This window comes from Spirosoma sp. SC4-14 (genome assembly GCF_037201965.1).
In the GTDB taxonomy this organism is placed as follows: Bacteria; Bacteroidota; Bacteroidia; order Cytophagales; family Spirosomataceae; genus Spirosoma.
Map to the genome: position 1 here is coordinate 6,292,100 of NZ_CP147518.1, position 18,620 is coordinate 6,310,719.

The following is an 18,620-nucleotide window of genomic DNA, read 5'->3' on the forward strand; positions in this document are numbered from 1 at the left end:
TCTGCAAAAACAGCTCTGTTAATAGCGTATAGACCAATACGGATTGCGGTGAGCGGTCATGCTTTCGGCAATATGCTGACGAATAATGTTATCATAGGCAGCATCACTAATTTTTTTACCCTTCGTTTTAGGCATCTTCAGCTCGTCGGGAGTAATTTTTTTCAGTGTCACCTTAGTTGCTTCAATCACTACATCGCCATCGTTCAGGTTCAGTTCCAGAATAACACCCGGCAGACCATTGTACCGCTCTGGCCCCGCCGGAACGGGTAAATCCTGCGCAAACCAGGCCGTAATTTTCTGTTTTTTAATGGGGTCTTCGGCTTCGGCTTTCATACAGATGTAGCCAGCTACGTCTTTAATCTGATTGCCTATTTTCCAGGTTGGTGTATGCAGCGAGTCGTCAACTACGTAGGTCTTGCCCAGCATTTCGATGATGTCGAGTTTTCGGTCTTTAGCGAAATCGCGATGGAGTTTGAACTCCGAATGTCGCCAGGAATAACTGCCATCTTCCGTTTCACCCTGCTCATTGGCATACGTATATAAGCTCTCGTTTTCGGTGAAAACCAGTTTCATTTTTTCTTTATACTCGTCGTCGTTTTTCCAGGTTTGCGCAGCCCGGTCTTTTTGCTCCTGACTCAAAAACGTCATTCGGGCAATGATTTTGGTCCAGTATGTTTTACGTTCGTAATTCACAATGCCCTCAGAATTCTGCGCATAGGTCGAAACTGAGATTGCAAAAAAGAGAAATAAGGGAAAGAAGCGGTTCATATCTTTTTCAGATTCGTTTGTGTTAGTCAGTGTTGCGTTTACGGTTTATAGTTTATGGCTGCGCTGCAATAGCATTGCCATGGACCAATTGTCATATCCGGGCGGAGCAACCATAAACCATAGACTATAAACCTAATACCCATCCCGGCGCATTTTTGCAGATACGCCCCGCATGTTATAAGTGAAGCTAAGCATAAAATACCGGGCTAGTGTCTGAATGCGTTCATCCTGCACGTAATTCTGACCAGCATACTGCGACACAACAATGTTGCGGTTCAACATATCGACCGCCGACAATCGAATTTCGGCTTTCTTGGCCTTACCCAGAATACGATATACCGACGCGTTCCAGATGGGTATCTGCTGATGAAATCCGAACCGATCGTTTTTATAAATACGGTAATTCAACGTTGTATTCACATAAAAATCAGCAGGCAGTTTCAGGTTCATTTCGCCCCGGTAATTATTGTTGATAATGGTCTGATTCTGACCCGCATTAATCGAATAGCGCGTGCCGGTTATACCCCAGTTAGCACTTCCGTAGAATGTTAGCCATTCGGTTGGCGTCAGATCCAGACGGGTACCGATGTTGTAGTTCTGATTATCGGTCTGGTTGAGCACTTTATTAATAGTTGTCAGGTTGCGCCCAAAGTTCAGTTGCGAGTTGAGGTTCAGCGTAGCCTTGGTTTTCTTAAGTGGAAATCCAAAGTTGAAATACGAGCCGATATTCCGTCCACCCGTAAGGTTCTCGGGGCGAGTTGTCGTAATCAGCGTCTGCGTGTCTACTGTTTGGCTATATACAATCTGATTTTCGTAATACGAACCGTTGATGTTCAGATTGAGGTTAATGAAACTGCCCGGATTGAAATAATAGAACCCGGCATTAACGTTGTGTTCCAGTTGTGGCAGCAAATCGGGATTTCCTTCATTGATAAACAGTGGGTTACTGTTGTTGATAATGGGCTGCAGATCCCGCGAAGAAGGTATTCGGACATTAAGGCTATACCCCCCGTATAGATACCGATTGTTTTTCATGTCGTAGTTGAGCGACAAATTCGGTACGAACGTGGTAAAGGTTCGGTTGATTCGGTTAAAGGTGGGCGACGTTTGATCGGGTGCATATTTACCATCGAGTGTAAATTGCTGACCCGCCACTCCGGCCGACACATTCAATCCTTTGTAGGAATAGCGAACACTTGAGCCTAGCCGATTGTAGAGATAATTGTTTTGGTAATACCGGCTAAGGGAGTCATTGCGCGTACGTGTGGCATCGCCCACATCCAGCACATTCCGGTCAACTTCGTCGGTGCGAAGGCTGAAATTGTAAAACGTCTCCCAGAAAAATTTCTTAGCAAATGGTTCTACGAACTGCAAGCTAACTTTATACTCGTTACGCAGGCTGTTCGTACTCTGATCCTGCCGAATTATGCGGAGCATGTCGTTTGCGCTGGTTGCATCCAGAAACTCATTTCGGGCGTCCAGCCCCAGCGTAGCATCGTTCGTATTGATCTGATACGTAGCACTAGCCGCAAACGAACGGCCTTTTTTCTTGAACTTCAACCGATATAGTACCGTATTAGCCATACCAAACTGCCGTGCTGTGTTCAGGTTATTTGTACGATTTCGGGTCGAAAGAGCCTCCACTCCACTGGTTCCATTCGTCCGGTATAAATCCTGCAACGTCAGCAGGCTTGCATTTCCATTGTTCAGACGGGCATTGCTCAGCACAACCAGCGTATTGACCGAATCAATCATTTTTTCGTAACGCAGACTAATCCGGTGATTTCCATTAAAATTAACCTGATTGCTGGTTTCTTCTGTACGATATGAACCTGTCGACAAAAAGTTTTTTCGGTTTCGGATCGCATCCAGTTCCAGCCGGGTTTGGTTGTAGTAATAGCTGGTGCTAAGCTTGGTTTTCTTCGTATCGTAGTTGTAGTTAACCCCTCCGGCTACGTTGTTAGAAAAACCTCGCCCATCGCCCCCGCCAACAGGAATACCCAACGTTTCGTCGTCGTTGCCGAAATAAATGGATCGGCCGTTACCACCAAATCCAAAATCGGCGTTGTCGTTCCAGTTAAATGAATTACTGCCCCGAAAGTCCTGATAATCGTTGAACGACAAACCCTGCTGGTTGGTGTTGTTGGCCAGCCCAATAACCGAAAATTGGCGTTTCGAGTCGAATTTATTATAGTTTCCTTTGATTTCGCCACGTGCCGAAATATCGTTGGAGGCTGGCCCACCACCGGCACTTACTTTCCCGAAGCCCCCTTTTTTGAACTGCTCTTTCAGTTCCAGATTAACGGTTTTTTCTTTCTTTCCATCTTCAACACCCGTCAGTTTAGACTGCTCCGTTTTATCGTTGAAGACCTGCACTTTCGAAATAGCTTCGGCCTGCAGGTTTTTGGTAGCCAGCTTAGGGTCATTCCCGAAAAAGCTTTTCCCATCAACCGTTATTTTCTTTACCTCTTCGCCCTGCGCCCGAATGTTTCCATCCTGATCGATCTGTACACCAGGAAGTTTTCGGAGCAGGTCCTCTACCGTTGAACCAGGCGGCACTTTAAACGAACTGGCATTATACTCAATTGTGTCGCCCTTGATGGTCAGTGGTGCCTTTGCCGTTTTCACAACTACCTCAAGCAATTCTTTGGTAATCGGTTTCATCTTTAGCTCCCCCAGGTCGATGACAGATTCGCCCTTCGACTTAACCACGTGGTTATACGGAATAAAGCCAACAAACGAAATTTTGAGAATGTATTCGCCAGCCTTCACATTTCTTATTGAAAAGGCTCCTTTCTCATCTGCCCGTGTAAAATTGACCAGCGACGAATCTTTTGGGCTGAGCAGCATTACTGTCGATGAAGGTAGGGGTGCCGATGCGGTATCAACAGCGCGGCCCTGAAGCGTAAATCGGGAGGCATTTGAGGGGTTTTGGGCGTGGGTAGTGGCCGCCAACAGGCACAGTACGGCCAGCAGGAAAAGGTTTCTCATCGATGAACAGGTAAAGGTTGAACTGGTGTATCAAGAACAAATATAATCGGACTGCAACAAGTTGGTTACAAGATTAACGTTTTTTAACTAAATTTATAGTAGTAAACCTCGCAAACGGCTTAGGGTGCTCATAATGAGCGATTTTCATATCAGAATGTTGCTTGGTTTATGAGAAGAGATTCAAAAAGCAGCCGAATTCCACACAAGGGAGGTAATAATCTTTTAAACGGCAGCTTTAAACACATTCTTTAGGTTGCAGCTAATTAGGTGGCAGTTAAATTCTGCTCCAGCACAGCACGAATTGGGCGAGCTTTGAGCAGGCACTCCTCCCATTCCTGCTCAGGGTCGGCATCGTAGGTAATAGCACTCCCAACCGAAAAAGATGCATACTGGCTTCGCGCGTTATAGAGTAAGGTTCGGATAACAACGCTGAAATCAAAATCGCCTTCGGGTGTGATAAATCCGATAGCTCCAGAATAAACACCCCTCCGACTCACTTCCAGGGCATCGATCAGTTCCATCGACCGGATTTTCGGAGCGCCCGTCATACTACCCATCGGGAAAGCATGGCGGATGGCATCGGCCCAGCTAACCGAGTTGCGTAGGGTAGCCGAAACGGTCGAAATCAGTTGATAAACCGCCCGAAAACCATAAATCCCAAACAGTTCATCGACCCGCACTGAACCGGTTTCGGCACTGCGTGCCAGGTCGTTGCGTACCAGATCGACAATCATCAGATTTTCGGCACGTTCTTTCTCGGAGTTAAGAAGCTGATTGCGAAGAGCAGTATCTTCTTCGGCAGTTTGTCCTCGCCGGATAGTACCTTTTATAGGTTGCGAACGAAGGATAGAGCCTTGTTTTTTCAGGAATCGCTCCGGCGAAGCGCTTATAGCATATAAATCGCCCAGCTTCAGAAAAGCCGAAAACGGCATGGGCGACTGCTCATTCAGGGCCCGATAAACCCCAAACGGATCAAGTGTTGTCTGTTCGGCAAAAAACTCGATGCAATAGTTTAACTCATATACATCACCCGCCAGAATATGCTGCTGAATCTGGCGAACGGCATGAAGGTACTCATCCGAAGACACCCGACACTGTATGGACCCAACCCGGCTCCCCTTATAGGTGGGCAGCTCGGTCAGGCTAATGGCCCGAATAACCTCATCAACGCTGCCTTCGCCCGTAATGACAATTTCATTACTGAAGAAATCAATCACCCATTCGGGTTCAACAAAATATGCGTTGGGAAAGCCCAGATGGTCGGGATTTTGGCTCTCCAACGCTTCCAGTTCATTTTTCAGGTCATAGCCCAAATAGCCAACCAGATAGCCCGGTTGTTCCCGATGAGCAGCATATAGTTTCTGAAAGGTATCGGTGTCTGAACAGGAAACGACCCGTTTCGTCCCGACAAAAAGTCGGTTTGGAAATGGGTCGTTCGGGTAAGCAATGTTATTATTATTCAGAAAAGCGACAAAACCGTTTTCTGAGGTTTGCTGGGCGATGGCCCAATACAGGGCTTTCCACCGAAAATCGGGGTCATCAGCAATTGCATGAATCGGATTCATGTTTACTGCCGTATCAACCGCACATCAACGGCAATATCTTTTCCTTCGGCATTATGGCCAATGGTAAACTCTACTTCGTCGTCGATCTGCAATTCGTTGAAATCGGTATCGATCAGGCTTGTATAATGAAAAAACAGGTTATTGGGCGGGTAGTTGATAAACCCGTACCCTGTTTTCAGACTACGAATTGTACTAATCTTACGTCCTTCCGGATCATCGTCAATGGTATCGGCAATATTATAATTTGGTTCATCAGACGGGGAGTAGTTCTCAAACCCGTCTTCAGTCGAATAATCGGAATCAAAGCTACTACTAAAGCTACTGCCATTACTGCCAGCCAGCGTAAATGTAGGGCGGGATTGTTGCTGTTTAACAAACAGACTCTGAATAATTGTATCGTTACGGCGGCTTCGGTCATCGATCAGATCGTGCATTGCAACCGGATACGAGACTTCTTCCAGCAAATCCTGCGAAGTGCGGGTCACCTGCTTTTCGCCCTGTTCGTTCAAAAATTCAAAATCCCAGCTCAACACCATAATCCGCGAGCCTAGTGTATTGAGCTTACGAATCAGCGGAACATAGTCGCCATCGGATGTGATGAGAACAACAACATCAAATTTTTTATATTGAGCCAGTTCAAACGCTTCCAGCGCCAACCATACATCAATTCCTTTTTCCTGACGGTAGCCCTGATAGGTTTTTACCGGAAGATAATGGGTAACAACGCCTTCCGACATCAGAATATCGTCGAACAGGCGATCATAAAACAGTTGATTACCCCGCTGATTAGCTTCGTGAGCGTTCAAACGTCCTCTAAAATAATGAGCATCTACAATCTGGCATAAACGCTCATTCACTTCTTCTTCTTCGGCGACCTGGCGCCGGATAAATGCATGTAAACCCGATATACTAATCCGGCTGCGCCGTTCGTGAGAGTAGTTATAGTAGTTACTTACATGTAAAAAATAATTGCCGTCATAGAAAACCCCGATCCGGGTTAGTCTGGATGCATTTGCTGGCATAATTTGATTTGTAATTTATGTATCTATTCTATGGATTACTTTTTCGCACTTTACTTTTAGAATGATCGTTCAGATGGGATAGTCTTGTTTTACTAGATATATATAAGCGAGTTACGAACTGATAGGACTTTATTACGTATAAAACCAGAAGTCACAACCGAAATCCTACAAACAGTAAATACCGAAAACGCTAAGTTACGGCAAAATTAACACCTTTTCGCTTACAATCCGGTCTGTACGGTATCTTTGTCGGCCAGATATTTGTTATATGCGAAAAATTTTATTCATCGACCGGGATGGTACGCTCATTACGGAGCCACAACCCGATCAGCAGGTCGATTCATTAGCCAAACTCGATTACATTCCACGGGCCATTTCGGCCATGCGAAAAATTGCCGAAGACACTGATTATGAACTGGTCATGGTTACCAACCAGGATGGTCTGGGAACGGCGTCGTTTCCCGAAGAAACGTTCTGGCCTGCTCATAACAAAATGCTGGCAACGTTTGCCGGCGAAGGTGTTCAATTTTCCGCTGTTCATATCGACCGCCATTTTCCGCACGAAAAATCAACTACCCGTAAGCCGGGCATTGGCATGTTAACCCAATATTTCGGCGAAAACTATGACCTTACCAACAGTTATGTAATTGGCGACCGCCTGACCGATGTACAGTTAGCCGTCAATCTGGGTGCCAAAGCAATTCTATTTTTACCGCCCAATGGCCTTGCTTCCGTACAATCGGCCGATGTTTCGGGTATGACCGAAGTGATGCAGCAGGCAATTGCATTGACAACCGACGACTGGGACAAGATTTATGAATTTCTGCGGTTACCGGCTCGTAGAGCTACAGTAGAACGCAACACAAACGAAACGCAGATTCGGGTAATGCTGAACCTCGACGGTCGCGGAAAAGCCGATATCCATACGGGGCTAGGCTTTTTCGATCATATGCTCGATCAGGTAGCCAAGCATTCGGGCGCCGATCTGAGCATTCAGGTTCAGGGCGATCTGCATATCGACGAGCACCACACCATTGAAGATACGGCTCTGGCCCTGGGCGAAGCCTACCGACGGGCACTGGGCGATAAACGAGGCATTAGCCGGTATGGCTATCTGCTCCCTATGGACGAAGCGCTGGCTCAGGTGGCTATCGACTTTTCGGGACGCCCCTGGCTGGTTTGGGATGCCGAATTTCGACGCGAAAAGATCGGCGATATGCCAACCGAGATGTTTTTCCATTTCTTTAAGTCGTTCTCCGACACAGCCTTATGCAACTTGAATATAAAGGTTGAAGGCGATAACGAACATCATAAAATTGAAGCCATTTTTAAAGCATTTGCCAAGGCAATAAAAATGGCGGTTCGGCGCGATAGTAAAGAACTGGATAATCTGCCAAGCACGAAGGGAGTTTTATAATTGCAGTGCCGAATCCGGCAAAAGCCAATCGTTGATTTTTGTCTGATTTCGAGTGCCGAATATCCAATGTTATTGTACTTTTGCATCTGAATTCAACCGAACACAGACATGGATTTATCAACCCCATTAACAATTCTGTTCTATGTTGTCCTTCTGGCTGCTTCGTTCATCACTGGCCGCTGGTTGGAGCGCAACGACCGGAAGTACTAAATAGGTTTACGGTTTACAGTTTTCGGTTTCCTGTCGTTAGTCATTAAAAGACTGGGCTACCACCGGAAACTGTAAACTGTAACCGAAAACCGTAACATGTTTAATGCCCTTAGCCGTTGGTTGTTTACTATGGCCGGATGGCGGGTGGCAGGCTCTGTGCCGCACTTGCCAAAAGGAATATGGGCGGTAGCGCCCCATACCACCAACTGGGATTTTTTTGTCGGATTAGGTGTCCGTTCTGCCATTGGCGTATGGATTCAATATCTGGCCAAGAGTACACTATTTACTTGGTATGCGGGCTGGTTTTTTCGACTGCTGGGGGGCAAACCCGTTTATCGCGACAAATCGCACAACCTCGTCGATGCTACAGTTGACGTATTTAACGAGAATCCGTCGTTACACATCTGCATCACTCCCGAAGGTACCCGAAGTAACGTTTCCAAACTAAAAACCGGCTTTTACTACATTGCGCTCAAAGCGGGTGTACCAATCATTCCGGTTGGTTTCGACTGGCCTCGAAAGCTGGTTATTCTTGGAGAGCCTATTGTCGTTACGGGTAACTATGAAAACGACATGCTTCCGTTTTATAAGTTTTTCTCGCAGGTTCACGGAATAAAAAAAGACTGGTTAAAAGACTGGGAACAAACGGGTATCATGCACTAGCTGTTGCTCTCACCAGTTCCACCATTTTGCGGCCAGCCCGCTCCGATGCCCCTGGTTCTCCCATTTTTTGCCGGACATCGGCATATCCGGCCAGTTGTTCGGCCCGGTGCTGACCACCCGGTAAAACAGATCCTAATTCTTTCGAAACCAAATTAGCGGTAAAGTCGCTCTGAATCAGTTCTTTCACTACTTCATGCCCGGCAATCAGATTTACCAGCGAAATAAACGGAACCGCAATCAACCGTTTGGCTATAGCATATGAGACAGTTGTTGTTTTATAGCAAACTACCTGAGGAACATTGAACAAGGCCGTTTCGAGCGTTGCCGTACCTGACGTAACAAGTGCAGCCGTTGCATTATGAAGTAAGTCATAGGCTGCATCGTTGACTTGTTTCACATCAGGATACTTTTCCAGCAAACTGTTGTATAGAGATACAGGCAAATTGCTAACCGTTCCAACAACAAACTGATAGTCGGCAAACTGCCGACTTACCTCGAGCATCACGGGCAACATAACCATAATTTCCTGCCGCCGACTACCGGGTAGCAGCGCAACTACGGGGCGATTATCCAGGTTGAGCGTTGCACGAAAATCAGGGTTCGGTTTAAAATCGGCCAGCGCATCGAGTAGCGGATTACCCACATACTCGACTTCATACTCATAGTTGGCAAAAAACTCCGTTTCGAAGGGCAGAATAGTAAACAGCCGATCAACGTTTGCTTTAATTTTTAGGGCACGTCGCTGATTCCAGGCCCATACTTTTGGCGATATATAATAAAAAACCCGAATGCCATGCTGCCGGGCAAACCGCGCCATCCGCAAATTGAAACCGGCATAATCGATCAGAATGAGTGCATCGGGCCGATGAGCCAACAAATCGGCCTGACATTCGCGCATGATTTGCCGAATGGTTCCCAGATTTTTAACTACTTCCAGAAACCCCATAAAGGCCATATCGCGGTAATGACGCACCAGTACAGCACCGGCTTCCTGCATCTGTTCACCACCATATGCCCGACACTGTGCCTCCGAATCGTAATGCCGGATAGCCCGAATCAGATTGGCACCATGAAGATCGCCGGAACGTTCGCCAGCAATGAGGTAGTAGTTCATGTATGATGGGTATGATATAGGTATTTCACCTGTCTGCCGTGTGTCCTATAGCATACGCAAAAACCTATTCGCCGAAATAGTCGACGAAATTTTTGGGCGTTTCGTACAGACGAATCTGATGCAGATGAGCCTCTGTTACAGCACTCAGGGCACGTTCGAGAATTTTCCAGATTTCCATCACAAAAATCTCACAGCTGGCCATTTTCCCCTGCATGAAATCAACGTCAAGGTTGAGGTTTTTATGGTCAACTTTTTCAATCACTTCCCGCCGGATAATATCGCCCAATAGCTTCAGATCGATCACAAAGCCAGTATCAGGATCGGGTTCGCCTTTAACCGTAACGATTAGTTCGAAATTGTGCCCATGCCAGTTAATATTGGCGCATGGACCAAAAACTTCTTTATTCCGCTCTTCAGACCAGGCCGGGTTATAGAGCCGGTGAGCTGCGTTGAAATGTTCAATTCTATTAATGTATACCATTTGTCTGGTTTAGATAAGGCGGTTGCCAGAAACGCCGGTTTTTAAAAATCAGGGCACAAAGGTACGAACTCTTTGGGCGGAATAAAACTATCTCTTTGTGCCAAAAATCAGATACAGTCCAACAAGCCTATTATATGAAAAATACAATTTAATCATCAAATACGCTATTCCTTTGTTCATCTTTATCTTTGTATCTTTACAGCCAATTTCACTTCATTCGCCCTGACATTTTCCTCATTACACCAATCAAAACGTTTACCAAGAGCACTTTATGATTATCGTTACGGGGGCTGCTGGCTTTATCGGGAGTTGTTTAATAAACAAATTGAATCAGGAAAATTTCAATTTTATCATTGCTGTTGATGATTTTTCGGACCCGCGTAAAGAAGCTAATCTTACTGGTAAACGGATTCAGGAACGGGTAGATCGCGAAGATTTTTTTGGCTGGCTCGATAACAATTATCAGGAAATTGAATTCATTTTCCATATCGGAGCACGCACTGACACAACTGAATTTGACCGGCAAATTTTCGAACACCTGAACGTCGAATACTCAAAGCAAATCTGGAACCGATGTATCGACTATCAGATTCCGCTCGTATATGCCTCATCGGCGGCAACGTATGGCCTTGGTGAATTTGGCTACGACGATAATGAATCGGTGATTCCGCAGTTAAAGCCGCTGAATCCTTACGGCGATTCGAAGAATGAATTCGATATCTGGGCACTCGAACAGGAGCGTAAGCCTTTTTTCTGGGCTGGTCTTAAATTCTTTAATGTATACGGTCCTAACGAATATCATAAGGACCGGATGGCATCAGTAATTTTCCATGCCTACAACCAGATTTGCCAGACGGGACACATGAAACTATTCCGCTCGCACAACCCAAATTTCAGCGACGGTGGTCAGATGAGGGATTTCGTATATGTAAAAGATGTGGTTGAAGTCTGTTCATTCCTGATGCATCACCGGCGTAATTCGGGGATTTATAACTTAGGCAGCGGAAAAGCCCGTACTTTTCTCGATCTGGCTACGCTTACATTTCATGCAATGGGCCGCGATGCCGAAATCGAATTTATCGATACGCCGGCCGACATACGCGACAAATACCAGTATTTTACTCAGGCCAATATGTCGAAACTGCGATCGATTGGCTACGACCGCCCGTTTTTTTCGCTCGAAGAAGGTATTGCCGACTATGTAAGGAGCTACCTCAGCGAAGGAAATTATCTTTAAATAGTGTAACTGCCTGCTTACCACTTCCTGAAAATAAAAAATACGGCGATTACGATAAACGCAAAGCCTACAAGGTGATTCCACGCCAGCTTATCAGTCTTGAAAAAAAAGACAGTAATCAGGGTAAAAACCGTTAGCGAAACTCCTTCCTGAATTGTTTTCAGTTCAAACAGCGAAAAAGGCCCGCCTGTTTCGTTCGACCCGAGCCGGTTGGCTGGTACCTGAAAAATATATTCAAAGAAAGCCAGCCCCCAGCTTAACACCACAATTCCCCAAAGCGACAGCTTTGCAAGCATTGGGTACTGTTTGAGCTGCAAATGTCCATACCAGGCCAGTGTCATAAAAATATTTGATAACGTGAGTAACAAAACGCAATAGAGCCCTCTCATGGGTAAAATCAATCAATTTTTTTTGGTAAAGTTAACGTACTGATAAACTGGAAATTGGCCCAGCGAATAGCTAACTGTCCTTTGAGTAAGTTTGTTAGCTGATGGCTGATCCATAATCCCAATCCATGTCCTTCTTTAAGCGGATCGGCCCGAAAATAGGGCTGGATTAAATCAAGAACAGGGCCCGTTTCATTGTGGGTCTGATTTTGCACAACAACAACCGGAACGCTATCCCAGCGCAACAGCACAAACACAATACTGCCACCAACGGCATATTTTACAGCATTTTCGATTAAGTTGAGTAGCACCTGTTCAAGTTTAACCGGATCAGTCATAAGCATTTCAATCTCCTGATTTGGTACGTCAAGCTCAATTTTCACGTCATACTCGTCTGCAATACTTTGCAGTTGCCGAATGCAGTTTTTTACCAGCGAGGGCAAAGAAACCATCGCTTTTTTTAATGTACGGCGCTCTACATCGGGATGACTCAAGGTTAGAAACTCATCCAACAGCCGCGTAAGACGCCTTACGTCGTCCAGTTGTCCAGTTAATAATGAAACCGTTTCTGGCTCGATCTGAGGGTTATTCAGAGTTACTTCGAGCCCGGTTTTCATGATCGTTAGTGGCGTGCGAAGCTCATGAGCGGCAGCGCCAAAAAAATTGCGCTGTAGTTCGGCACTCTCCCTAATCCGGGCCAGCATTTGATTTAGGGTATCGGTCAAACGGTAAAGTTCGTCGTGAGTTCGGGGTAGTTCGATTGACTCAATAGTTGCCGCATTCGTAATTTTTCCAGCCTGACGAACAATGGCCTGAATGGGTTTCAAAAGCCAGCCCGCAACAATATACCCGCCCACAAAAGCCAGCCCAAGGCTTATGAGCCACCCTACCCCAAATACCCACCGCAACTGAATCATATCCTGAACCAGGCTATCTTTCGGAACAGCAAGTGTCAGACTCGTTAGCCCGTTCGGCAACTGAAACGGTGTGGTCTGAACCGTAACCGACTGATACCAATGCAACTGGTGGCGAGAATCGTAGGCCATCCCCGACTGGTCAGGGAAGTCGGGGCTCTGAAAAAGTGTATGTGTTTCGCCATAGGCCTGATAGCAGACTTTCATTTTTTCCGTTTCGGCGGGTAGTGGCAACACAATTGGATCGGGACTAACCTGTGAAAGCAACCATCCAGCTCGGGTCTGAATGGCCCGATCAAAGGCAATCTGTAGGCTTTTCTCGGCTCGCAGTAGCATAAACCAGCCAGCCAGCAGGCTTATTGCCCCGAAAACGACGGTGATAGCCAACACAATCCGACTGCGCAGATTCATAACGATTTGAGTCGATAGCCGCGACCCACAAGTGTTTCAATTAAACCAGATATGCCGACAGCATCTATTTTTTTTCGTAGTTGGTAGATGTGTACCTCAATAACATTGCTGCCCATGTCGTAATCAACCGACCAGACTTTCTCGGCAATTTCGTTTTTCGTTACCAGCATTCCGGCACGTCGTATTAGTAATTCGAGCAACGCAAACTCCCGATTTGTCAGATCGAGTTTTTTGCCAGCCTTCAGTACTTCGTGCGAGACAAGTCTTATTTCCAGATCAGCAACACGCAGAATTATGCTATCGGCGGTAGTCTGGGTTTTCCGTTGCAGAACCCGAATCCGGGCCAGCAATTCACCAAAATCGAACGGTTTACGCAAATAATCGATGGCACCCAGATCGAGTCCCTGCACCACTTTTTCGGGGTCGCTCAGTGCCGATAGAATCATAACAGGTACGGTCAGCCCAAAGGCCTGCAGATTTTTCAGCACCTCAAACCCCGTCTGTCCTGGCAACATCAGGTCGAGCAGCACAAGATCGTAGAGGCCTCCAGCCAGATAATTGAGACCCTCCGACCCAGAAAAGGCCAGGTCGGCCACATGCCCCTGCTGCTCCAGTCCCTGCTTAATAAACCGGGCTAGTTTACGCTCGTCTTCAATAACCAGTATTTTCATAAAATACGAAAAAACGCTCCGACCATACGTTACAAATCGAAGCGTTGGCTGTGGAGCTTATCGCACCAGATACTGTTGGCCATTAATGGTCAACACAGAAGCATTCAAACTATTTATCTTACTGAGTTGAACCTGTCCGTCGCGCAGATTTTTCGAATAGCCCTGAACCGTTATGGTACTCCCTTTGGTAACCAGATTGGTAAGCTGATAAGCAACATGGGGCGGCACACGTACAATGGTCTTATTATCGAGCACAAATCCGTTTACCCGCCCATCGCGCCCAAAGCGATAATCGGTTATTTTACCTGTTTCGGTAACTAGGGCGGGGGGGGCTGGCGGGGTGGCCGAAACAACCGGAGGCCCACTCACAACCGTTGTTTTGCCAGCCATAAGGCTTGTCATATGGAAACGCGAACCTTCTGGGCTAGCTTCTGTATAGCCCGTTACACTAACGGCACTACCCGGTTTAAGTGCTTTCTGAACCTGCTCTCCCAGATGGGGCGGAAATTTAATTGTAGTGGGCGAATCAGACAATGTAAATCCATCCAGAATCCCATCATCATTGCTCGTCCATTGACCTACTGTTCCAGTAACGGAGGTTAATGCTGTTAGCGCACCTCCCCGGCCAAACCGGCCAGAGCCATTAGGTAAATGTTTCCTTCCTGTATGCCGGACGTGGCCACCCGGCTGCTGCCGATCGAACCGGCCAGGCCTGTCGGGTCCTGGTGCATTCAGCACAATGGCGGGTGGTGTAGGAGCAGTGGGTTCGGCAGGAGCCTGAGCATGCACATAGGGAATACTAAAAACGGCGGCCAAAAGAGCCGGAGCGAGTGTTTTGAGCTTCGTTTTCATTGCGAATTGCTGTTTTCTGTTGATTACGAAAACAAACCTACACTAGCCACCTGAAGCCAGCCTGAAGCTGAAATTAATTTTTCTTCATGACCTAGGCTGGAGCACTATGTTGAAACTGCTTAACGAACGTATTTGCAACAACTTTTGCCACAGACTTATCGCTTATAACCGTAGCAATCGACCGGCTCCATTCGCTTTTGTTTTGGCTTTACCCCCGAACCAATAGTAAATGCACTTAATTTTTTACAGCAATAATGCCTTACTAGTCAGCAATAGTAACCTAATTGCTAAGCCTCAGAAACGAACTTTTGTATATACTGATTGGTTTTTCAGACATAAGTAATCCTGCAATGACCCCAACCTTTAGCGAGTGCATCTTTACAGTAGATGACGATGAAGATGACCGCTTTCTTCTTCAGCAGGTCTTTCTTCAGCAGAGCCCTACCTGCCTCTTAAAGCCTATACCTAATGGAGAGAAATTAGTAGAAATCCTGGCACAAACAGACAACCTTCCTACACTGATTTTGCTCGATCTGAATATGCCTTTTATGAGTGGCTTCGAAGTACTAAAGATTATTCGGGAAAACCGCACGTATGATTCTGTTCAGGTTGTTATTTTCACTACTTCAGATAACATCCAGGATCAGCAACAGGCTTTAAAACTGGGAGCCAACGGCTTTTTAACTAAACCTGCCACACTGGAAGAGCTAAATCAGATTGTGCTCCACATAAAGCACAAGTGGTTGCTGGGTAAATGTATTTCTCCCAAAAGTTGCTGTTAGTGACAATACCATCTGGATTAGGGCAGAGCGCCTAATAATAATATCGTATATATAGTTCCTGTAGTTTGTCGCGCGTGCGTTTTAATCGCATCTTTACCGCACTTTCTGATAACTGATATTGCTGACTAATCTCTCTGATCGATAATCCTTCTTCGTGTTTGAGCCGTAGTAATTTCACTTCTTCGGCGGGTAGGCTATTCATTATAACTTCCAGAGCCTGAAGCCGATTCTCCACAGAATTGATTGTATCTGGCTCCGAAACTGAACTTTCGGTTTCGTCGGAAATAGTTTCGGTGCTCAGCCGTTTCCCTAAACGGAGCTGATCGAGGCAATAATGATGCGAAATAGAATACAACCAGGTTGAAAACGAAGAGCGGTTCTGAAAGCTATCGAGCTTATTGAATACTTTAATAAATATATCCTGTGTATAATCCTGAGCAGCGTCGGAATCTTTAGTTATCGATAAGCATTTTTGATAAACTTTATCGACATAGCGCTTATAAAGTGTCTCAAATGAGTCCTGAGTACTAGTATCCTGATAGATTCGAACTAGTTGCTCGTCGGCCAGTTTAGCCTTTTTCATGACGTTTACGTAAATAACTTATCGAATATGAAGTCTGTTAATCTAATCAAAGATAAGACTGTTTCATTAAGTAAACTAATGGTTACACATTAAAAAATGTACTCACAATAAATGTACATACTCTTAAAATAGAATTTTTTAGATGATTAGGTATTTTTTTTTCTCATCACACCAAAATGATCCTATTTAAAGATGAATAAGTAATAAATTTAACAAAGACTTTCTTTCCGGTAATATTTGCTAAATTTATTATTTGGTAGGTATTGCTTCCAGCTAAATAGCGGTATTCCTGATCATTATAGCTTTTAGTAAGCCAATTACCGCAACCTATATACTTATAACAAGCATTTTACCTGATTATACCATAAAATGGTCCAATAATCGTGCAATAAAGGTATGAAAACAGCTATCATTGGACTTATAGGTTGGTTAGCCATACTTCTCCCCAGAACGATTACTGGCCAAAACCTCATTCCCAATGGAGGCTTCGAAACCTATCAGAACTGTCCACATCAGGATAACCTGTTAAATGAGGCTATACCCTGGTTTAATCCAACACATGCAACACCTGATTTTTATCATCAGTGTTTTCAGACGGGCCAAATGGCACTCCCTCCGCATTCGGGTCAGGGGCTAGCCCATCTGTTTCTGGACCGGGGCTGGTCCGAATATCTGGCCGTACCTTTGCGCAACCCATTGGAGGCTGACCAATGCTACTACTTCGAAATGTATGTTGCACTAGAAACGCCCGGCAAGTTTCTCGATCAGACACTAGGGGCTTATTTTTCAACAGAGCCCATTTCAACTACAACGACCGAGCTACTCAATGTAAAACCACAAATTCTGGATACCCAATTAACTTCCAGAGACCCGGCTCTAAAATGGGAACGGGTTTCGGGATTTATTACCGCAATAGGAGGAGAAAAATATGTTACTATCGGTAGTTACTATAAATATCCTCCTCTATTAGGATTCTATTATCTTTTTATCGACGACATTTCGCTCCTGCCGGTTAAACTCGATTTAGGGCGCGATACAACCCTGTGTGGTCGTCGAAGCACATATACTCTGAATGCCGAAACGCCTGGAGCCCTCAATTATCGCTGGAACGATGGCAGCACCGCTTCTACTCTGAACGTAACAAAACCAGGTACCTATTCGGTCAGGGTAATTACGCCCTGCAAAACCCTGACCGACACCATTACCGTTGATTATAGCCTCGACTTCGATCTGGGTGCCGACACTACCCTTTGTAATGGACAAACGCTTAAGCTCACGGTTCCCAACCACCCCAACACTGTTTATCAGTGGCAGGACGGTTTTTCGCAGAATGTTTACCCAGTAAAACAAGCCGGGCAATACAGCGTGCTGGTAACGCAGGCAAGTTGTCAGATAACCGATAGCATCCAGATTCGCTATACCGATCCGCCCCACCTGGAACTAGGCCCTAATCAGGACTTATGTGGTGCCGAATCGTTCACGATCAAGCCCATTGTTGCCGACGGACAGTTTTCCTGGTTGGATCAGTTTCCGACGCAGGACCGCACAATCAATCATGCTGGCATATTCCGGGCCAGTGTTCGGAACGAGTGTGCTACCCTTACCGATTCGGTTGTGATTTCGTATGGTGCCTGCGATTGCGCCTTATATGCCCCCAATTCATTTACTCCCAATGGCGACGGTCAGAACGATGTTTTTACCGCATTCGGTTGTGGCGATATAACCATCACATCGCTTGCCGTTTTTGATCGATGGGGCGAACTCATGTTTCGAACCGATACACCACCTTTCCAGTGGGATGGCACCTTTCGGGGCAGGCAATGCACACCGGGTGTTTATGCCTGGCGAATTCAGTATCAACTAAATCAGCGCAATAAAATACTACTCGATCAAAAGCAGGGGGCACTTAGCTTAATTCGATGAACTACAAATTCGCGAATGCTTTAGAACGACTCTTCATCCTCTGATTCAGGTTACGAATCAATTGGGTAAATGGACGAACACTAGTCATCGACCGCTGGTATTCCGTTTCGGAGAGCGTCTGCTGCCGAATTTGGGGTAATGCCTTTTTCATTTCGGCATCAAGGCTTGTCGTTACGCCATTATTGACAATCTGAATGTTGGCAATTCTATAGCTATAATGCCCATCTTTCACCTTAATTTCAACCGGCACCTCGTAGTAAATTTGCCGTTGAGCCGTGCCCTGGGGAGAGTTATTAAGACGAAGATATACTTTCCCATTTCCCGAAACGAATCCGTCGATTGGATTATCAGCCTTGATAACCTGGTTTTCATTCGGAAAGGTCAGCCAGAAAAACGACTTTGCACGCAGATACAACTGGTCGGCAGTAGCACCAGGCACCTCAACAGTACCTTCATAAACAACTCCTCCCGTTGCCGAATCAATTATAAACGGCATATCTGCCAACGTGTACGTTCGTACCTGGGCATAGCCTTCAAAGACCTGCAGACAGAATACCAAACAAAGGAACTGGTTCATTTTATATTTTCTTTATGGGCTGTATTGCAACACTAAAGAAAATACGAATAACT

General features: G+C 45.8%; 17 protein-coding genes. 5 read left to right on the forward strand and 12 right to left on the reverse strand.

What is annotated here, in order from left to right:
- Positions 1-18: 18 nt before the first annotated feature.
- From WBJ53_RS25860 to WBJ53_RS25875, 4 genes are all read right to left on the reverse strand, one after another.
- Complete coding sequence (locus WBJ53_RS25860; RefSeq protein WP_338871614.1) at positions 19-768, reverse strand: GLPGLI family protein; 750 nt, start codon at positions 766-768, stop codon at positions 19-21.
- A 132-nt stretch (positions 769-900) separates the two neighbouring features.
- Positions 901-3,759: a TonB-dependent receptor gene (locus tag WBJ53_RS25865; protein WP_338871616.1), complete on the reverse strand. Its 2,859-nt coding sequence runs from the start codon at positions 3,757-3,759 to the stop codon at positions 901-903.
- A gap of 263 nt (positions 3,760-4,022) precedes the next feature.
- Positions 4,023-5,324, reverse strand: a complete 1,302-nt coding sequence (gene pabB, locus WBJ53_RS25870) for an aminodeoxychorismate synthase component I (protein WP_338871618.1) — start codon at positions 5,322-5,324, stop codon at positions 4,023-4,025.
- 2 nt (positions 5,325-5,326) lie between these two features.
- Positions 5,327-6,346, reverse strand: a complete 1,020-nt coding sequence (locus tag WBJ53_RS25875) for an NYN domain-containing protein (RefSeq protein WP_338871620.1) — start codon at positions 6,344-6,346, stop codon at positions 5,327-5,329.
- A gap of 268 nt (positions 6,347-6,614) precedes the next feature.
- Between WBJ53_RS25875 and hisB the strand changes: the two genes are divergently transcribed.
- Together hisB and WBJ53_RS25885 are read left to right on the forward strand one after the other, a co-directional pair.
- Entirely contained in the window at positions 6,615-7,763 is a 1,149-nt protein-coding gene (gene hisB, locus WBJ53_RS25880) for a bifunctional histidinol-phosphatase/imidazoleglycerol-phosphate dehydratase HisB (protein WP_338871622.1), read from the forward strand.
- Between the two features lie 306 nt (positions 7,764-8,069).
- On the forward strand, positions 8,070-8,636 hold the full coding sequence (locus WBJ53_RS25885) for a 1-acyl-sn-glycerol-3-phosphate acyltransferase (RefSeq protein WP_338871624.1): 567 nt from the start codon (positions 8,070-8,072) through the stop codon (positions 8,634-8,636).
- Here the strand turns inward: WBJ53_RS25885 and lpxB are convergent.
- Complete coding sequence (lpxB, locus tag WBJ53_RS25890; RefSeq protein ID WP_338871626.1) at positions 8,626-9,750, reverse strand: lipid-A-disaccharide synthase; 1,125 nt, start codon at positions 9,748-9,750, stop codon at positions 8,626-8,628. The two genes, WBJ53_RS25885 and lpxB, sit on opposite strands and share 11 nt — an antisense overlap.
- Positions 9,751-9,814: 64 nt before the next feature.
- Entirely contained in the window at positions 9,815-10,231 is a 417-nt protein-coding gene (locus WBJ53_RS25895; protein ID WP_338871628.1) for a 6-carboxytetrahydropterin synthase, read from the reverse strand.
- A gap of 271 nt (positions 10,232-10,502) precedes the next feature.
- Here WBJ53_RS25895 and rfaD point away from each other — a divergent pair, with 271 nt between their 5' ends.
- Positions 10,503-11,468 carry an ADP-glyceromanno-heptose 6-epimerase gene (gene rfaD, locus WBJ53_RS25900; protein ID WP_338871630.1) on the forward strand — a complete coding sequence of 322 codons (966 nt, stop codon included), beginning with the start codon at positions 10,503-10,505 and terminating at the stop codon, positions 11,466-11,468.
- A 17-nt stretch (positions 11,469-11,485) separates the two neighbouring features.
- Here rfaD and WBJ53_RS25905 read toward each other — a convergent pair whose 3' ends face one another.
- From WBJ53_RS25905 to WBJ53_RS25920, 4 genes are read right to left on the reverse strand one after another with little or no spacing between them, the layout of a single operon-like run.
- Positions 11,486-11,857 (reverse strand): DMT family protein, encoded by a 372-nt coding sequence (locus WBJ53_RS25905; protein ID WP_338871632.1) that lies wholly within the window; start codon positions 11,855-11,857, stop codon positions 11,486-11,488.
- 8 nt (positions 11,858-11,865) lie between these two features.
- The gene (locus tag WBJ53_RS25910; RefSeq protein WP_338871634.1) at positions 11,866-13,179 is read right to left on the reverse strand and encodes a HAMP domain-containing sensor histidine kinase; all 1,314 of its coding nucleotides are present in this window, start codon (positions 13,177-13,179) and stop codon (positions 11,866-11,868) included.
- Complete coding sequence (locus WBJ53_RS25915) at positions 13,176-13,850, reverse strand: response regulator transcription factor (RefSeq protein WP_338871636.1); 675 nt, start codon at positions 13,848-13,850, stop codon at positions 13,176-13,178. Before WBJ53_RS25915 ends, WBJ53_RS25910 begins: the two co-directional genes overlap by 4 nt.
- A 57-nt stretch (positions 13,851-13,907) precedes the next feature.
- Positions 13,908-14,702 carry a hypothetical protein gene (locus WBJ53_RS25920; RefSeq protein WP_338871638.1) on the reverse strand — a complete coding sequence of 265 codons (795 nt, stop codon included), beginning with the start codon at positions 14,700-14,702 and terminating at the stop codon, positions 13,908-13,910.
- A gap of 350 nt (positions 14,703-15,052) precedes the next feature.
- Between WBJ53_RS25920 and WBJ53_RS25925 the strand changes: the two genes are divergently transcribed.
- On the forward strand, positions 15,053-15,484 hold the full coding sequence (locus WBJ53_RS25925) for a response regulator (protein ID WP_338871640.1): 432 nt from the start codon (positions 15,053-15,055) through the stop codon (positions 15,482-15,484).
- Positions 15,485-15,515: 31 nt separating this feature from the next.
- On the opposite strand, the gene WBJ53_RS25930 is transcribed toward WBJ53_RS25925, so the two are convergent.
- A complete protein-coding gene (locus WBJ53_RS25930; RefSeq protein ID WP_338871642.1) occupies positions 15,516-16,067 on the reverse strand; it encodes an RNA polymerase sigma factor in 552 nt (183 codons plus the stop codon).
- Positions 16,068-16,463: 396 nt separating this feature from the next.
- Between WBJ53_RS25930 and WBJ53_RS25935 the strand changes: the two genes are divergently transcribed.
- On the forward strand, positions 16,464-17,990 hold the full coding sequence (locus tag WBJ53_RS25935) for a gliding motility-associated C-terminal domain-containing protein (protein ID WP_338871644.1): 1,527 nt from the start codon (positions 16,464-16,466) through the stop codon (positions 17,988-17,990).
- 1 nt (position 17,991) lies between these two features.
- On the opposite strand, the gene WBJ53_RS25940 is transcribed toward WBJ53_RS25935, so the two are convergent.
- Entirely contained in the window at positions 17,992-18,567 is a 576-nt protein-coding gene (locus WBJ53_RS25940; RefSeq protein WP_338871646.1) for a DUF4468 domain-containing protein, read from the reverse strand.
- Between the last annotated feature and the right edge of the window lie 53 nt (positions 18,568-18,620).

What these genes read in the sequence shown, in the direction of transcription:
- WBJ53_RS25860 (WP_338871614.1), bottom strand. Translation starts at nt 768, where the DNA reads ATGAACCGCTTCTTTCCCTTATTTCTCTTTTTTGCAATCTCAGTTTCG.
- WBJ53_RS25865 (WP_338871616.1), bottom strand. Translation starts at nt 3,759, where the DNA reads ATGAGAAACCTTTTCCTGCTGGCCGTACTGTGCCTGTTGGCGGCCACT.
- pabB (WP_338871618.1), bottom strand. Translation starts at nt 5,324, where the DNA reads ATGAATCCGATTCATGCAATTGCTGATGACCCCGATTTTCGGTGGAAA.
- WBJ53_RS25875 (WP_338871620.1), bottom strand. Translation starts at nt 6,346, where the DNA reads ATGCCAGCAAATGCATCCAGACTAACCCGGATCGGGGTTTTCTATGAC.
- hisB (WP_338871622.1), top strand. Translation starts at nt 6,615, where the DNA reads ATGCGAAAAATTTTATTCATCGACCGGGATGGTACGCTCATTACGGAG.
- WBJ53_RS25885 (WP_338871624.1), top strand. Translation starts at nt 8,070, where the DNA reads ATGTTTAATGCCCTTAGCCGTTGGTTGTTTACTATGGCCGGATGGCGG.
- lpxB (WP_338871626.1), bottom strand. Translation starts at nt 9,750, where the DNA reads ATGAACTACTACCTCATTGCTGGCGAACGTTCCGGCGATCTTCATGGT.
- WBJ53_RS25895 (WP_338871628.1), bottom strand. Translation starts at nt 10,231, where the DNA reads ATGGTATACATTAATAGAATTGAACATTTCAACGCAGCTCACCGGCTC.
- rfaD (WP_338871630.1), top strand. Translation starts at nt 10,503, where the DNA reads ATGATTATCGTTACGGGGGCTGCTGGCTTTATCGGGAGTTGTTTAATA.
- WBJ53_RS25905 (WP_338871632.1), bottom strand. Translation starts at nt 11,857, where the DNA reads ATGAGAGGGCTCTATTGCGTTTTGTTACTCACGTTATCAAATATTTTT.
- WBJ53_RS25910 (WP_338871634.1), bottom strand. Translation starts at nt 13,179, where the DNA reads ATGAATCTGCGCAGTCGGATTGTGTTGGCTATCACCGTCGTTTTCGGG.
- WBJ53_RS25915 (WP_338871636.1), bottom strand. Translation starts at nt 13,850, where the DNA reads ATGAAAATACTGGTTATTGAAGACGAGCGTAAACTAGCCCGGTTTATT.
- WBJ53_RS25920 (WP_338871638.1), bottom strand. Translation starts at nt 14,702, where the DNA reads ATGAAAACGAAGCTCAAAACACTCGCTCCGGCTCTTTTGGCCGCCGTT.
- WBJ53_RS25925 (WP_338871640.1), top strand. Translation starts at nt 15,053, where the DNA reads ATGACCCCAACCTTTAGCGAGTGCATCTTTACAGTAGATGACGATGAA.
- WBJ53_RS25930 (WP_338871642.1), bottom strand. Translation starts at nt 16,067, where the DNA reads ATGAAAAAGGCTAAACTGGCCGACGAGCAACTAGTTCGAATCTATCAG.
- WBJ53_RS25935 (WP_338871644.1), top strand. Translation starts at nt 16,464, where the DNA reads ATGAAAACAGCTATCATTGGACTTATAGGTTGGTTAGCCATACTTCTC.
- WBJ53_RS25940 (WP_338871646.1), bottom strand. Translation starts at nt 18,567, where the DNA reads ATGAACCAGTTCCTTTGTTTGGTATTCTGTCTGCAGGTCTTTGAAGGC.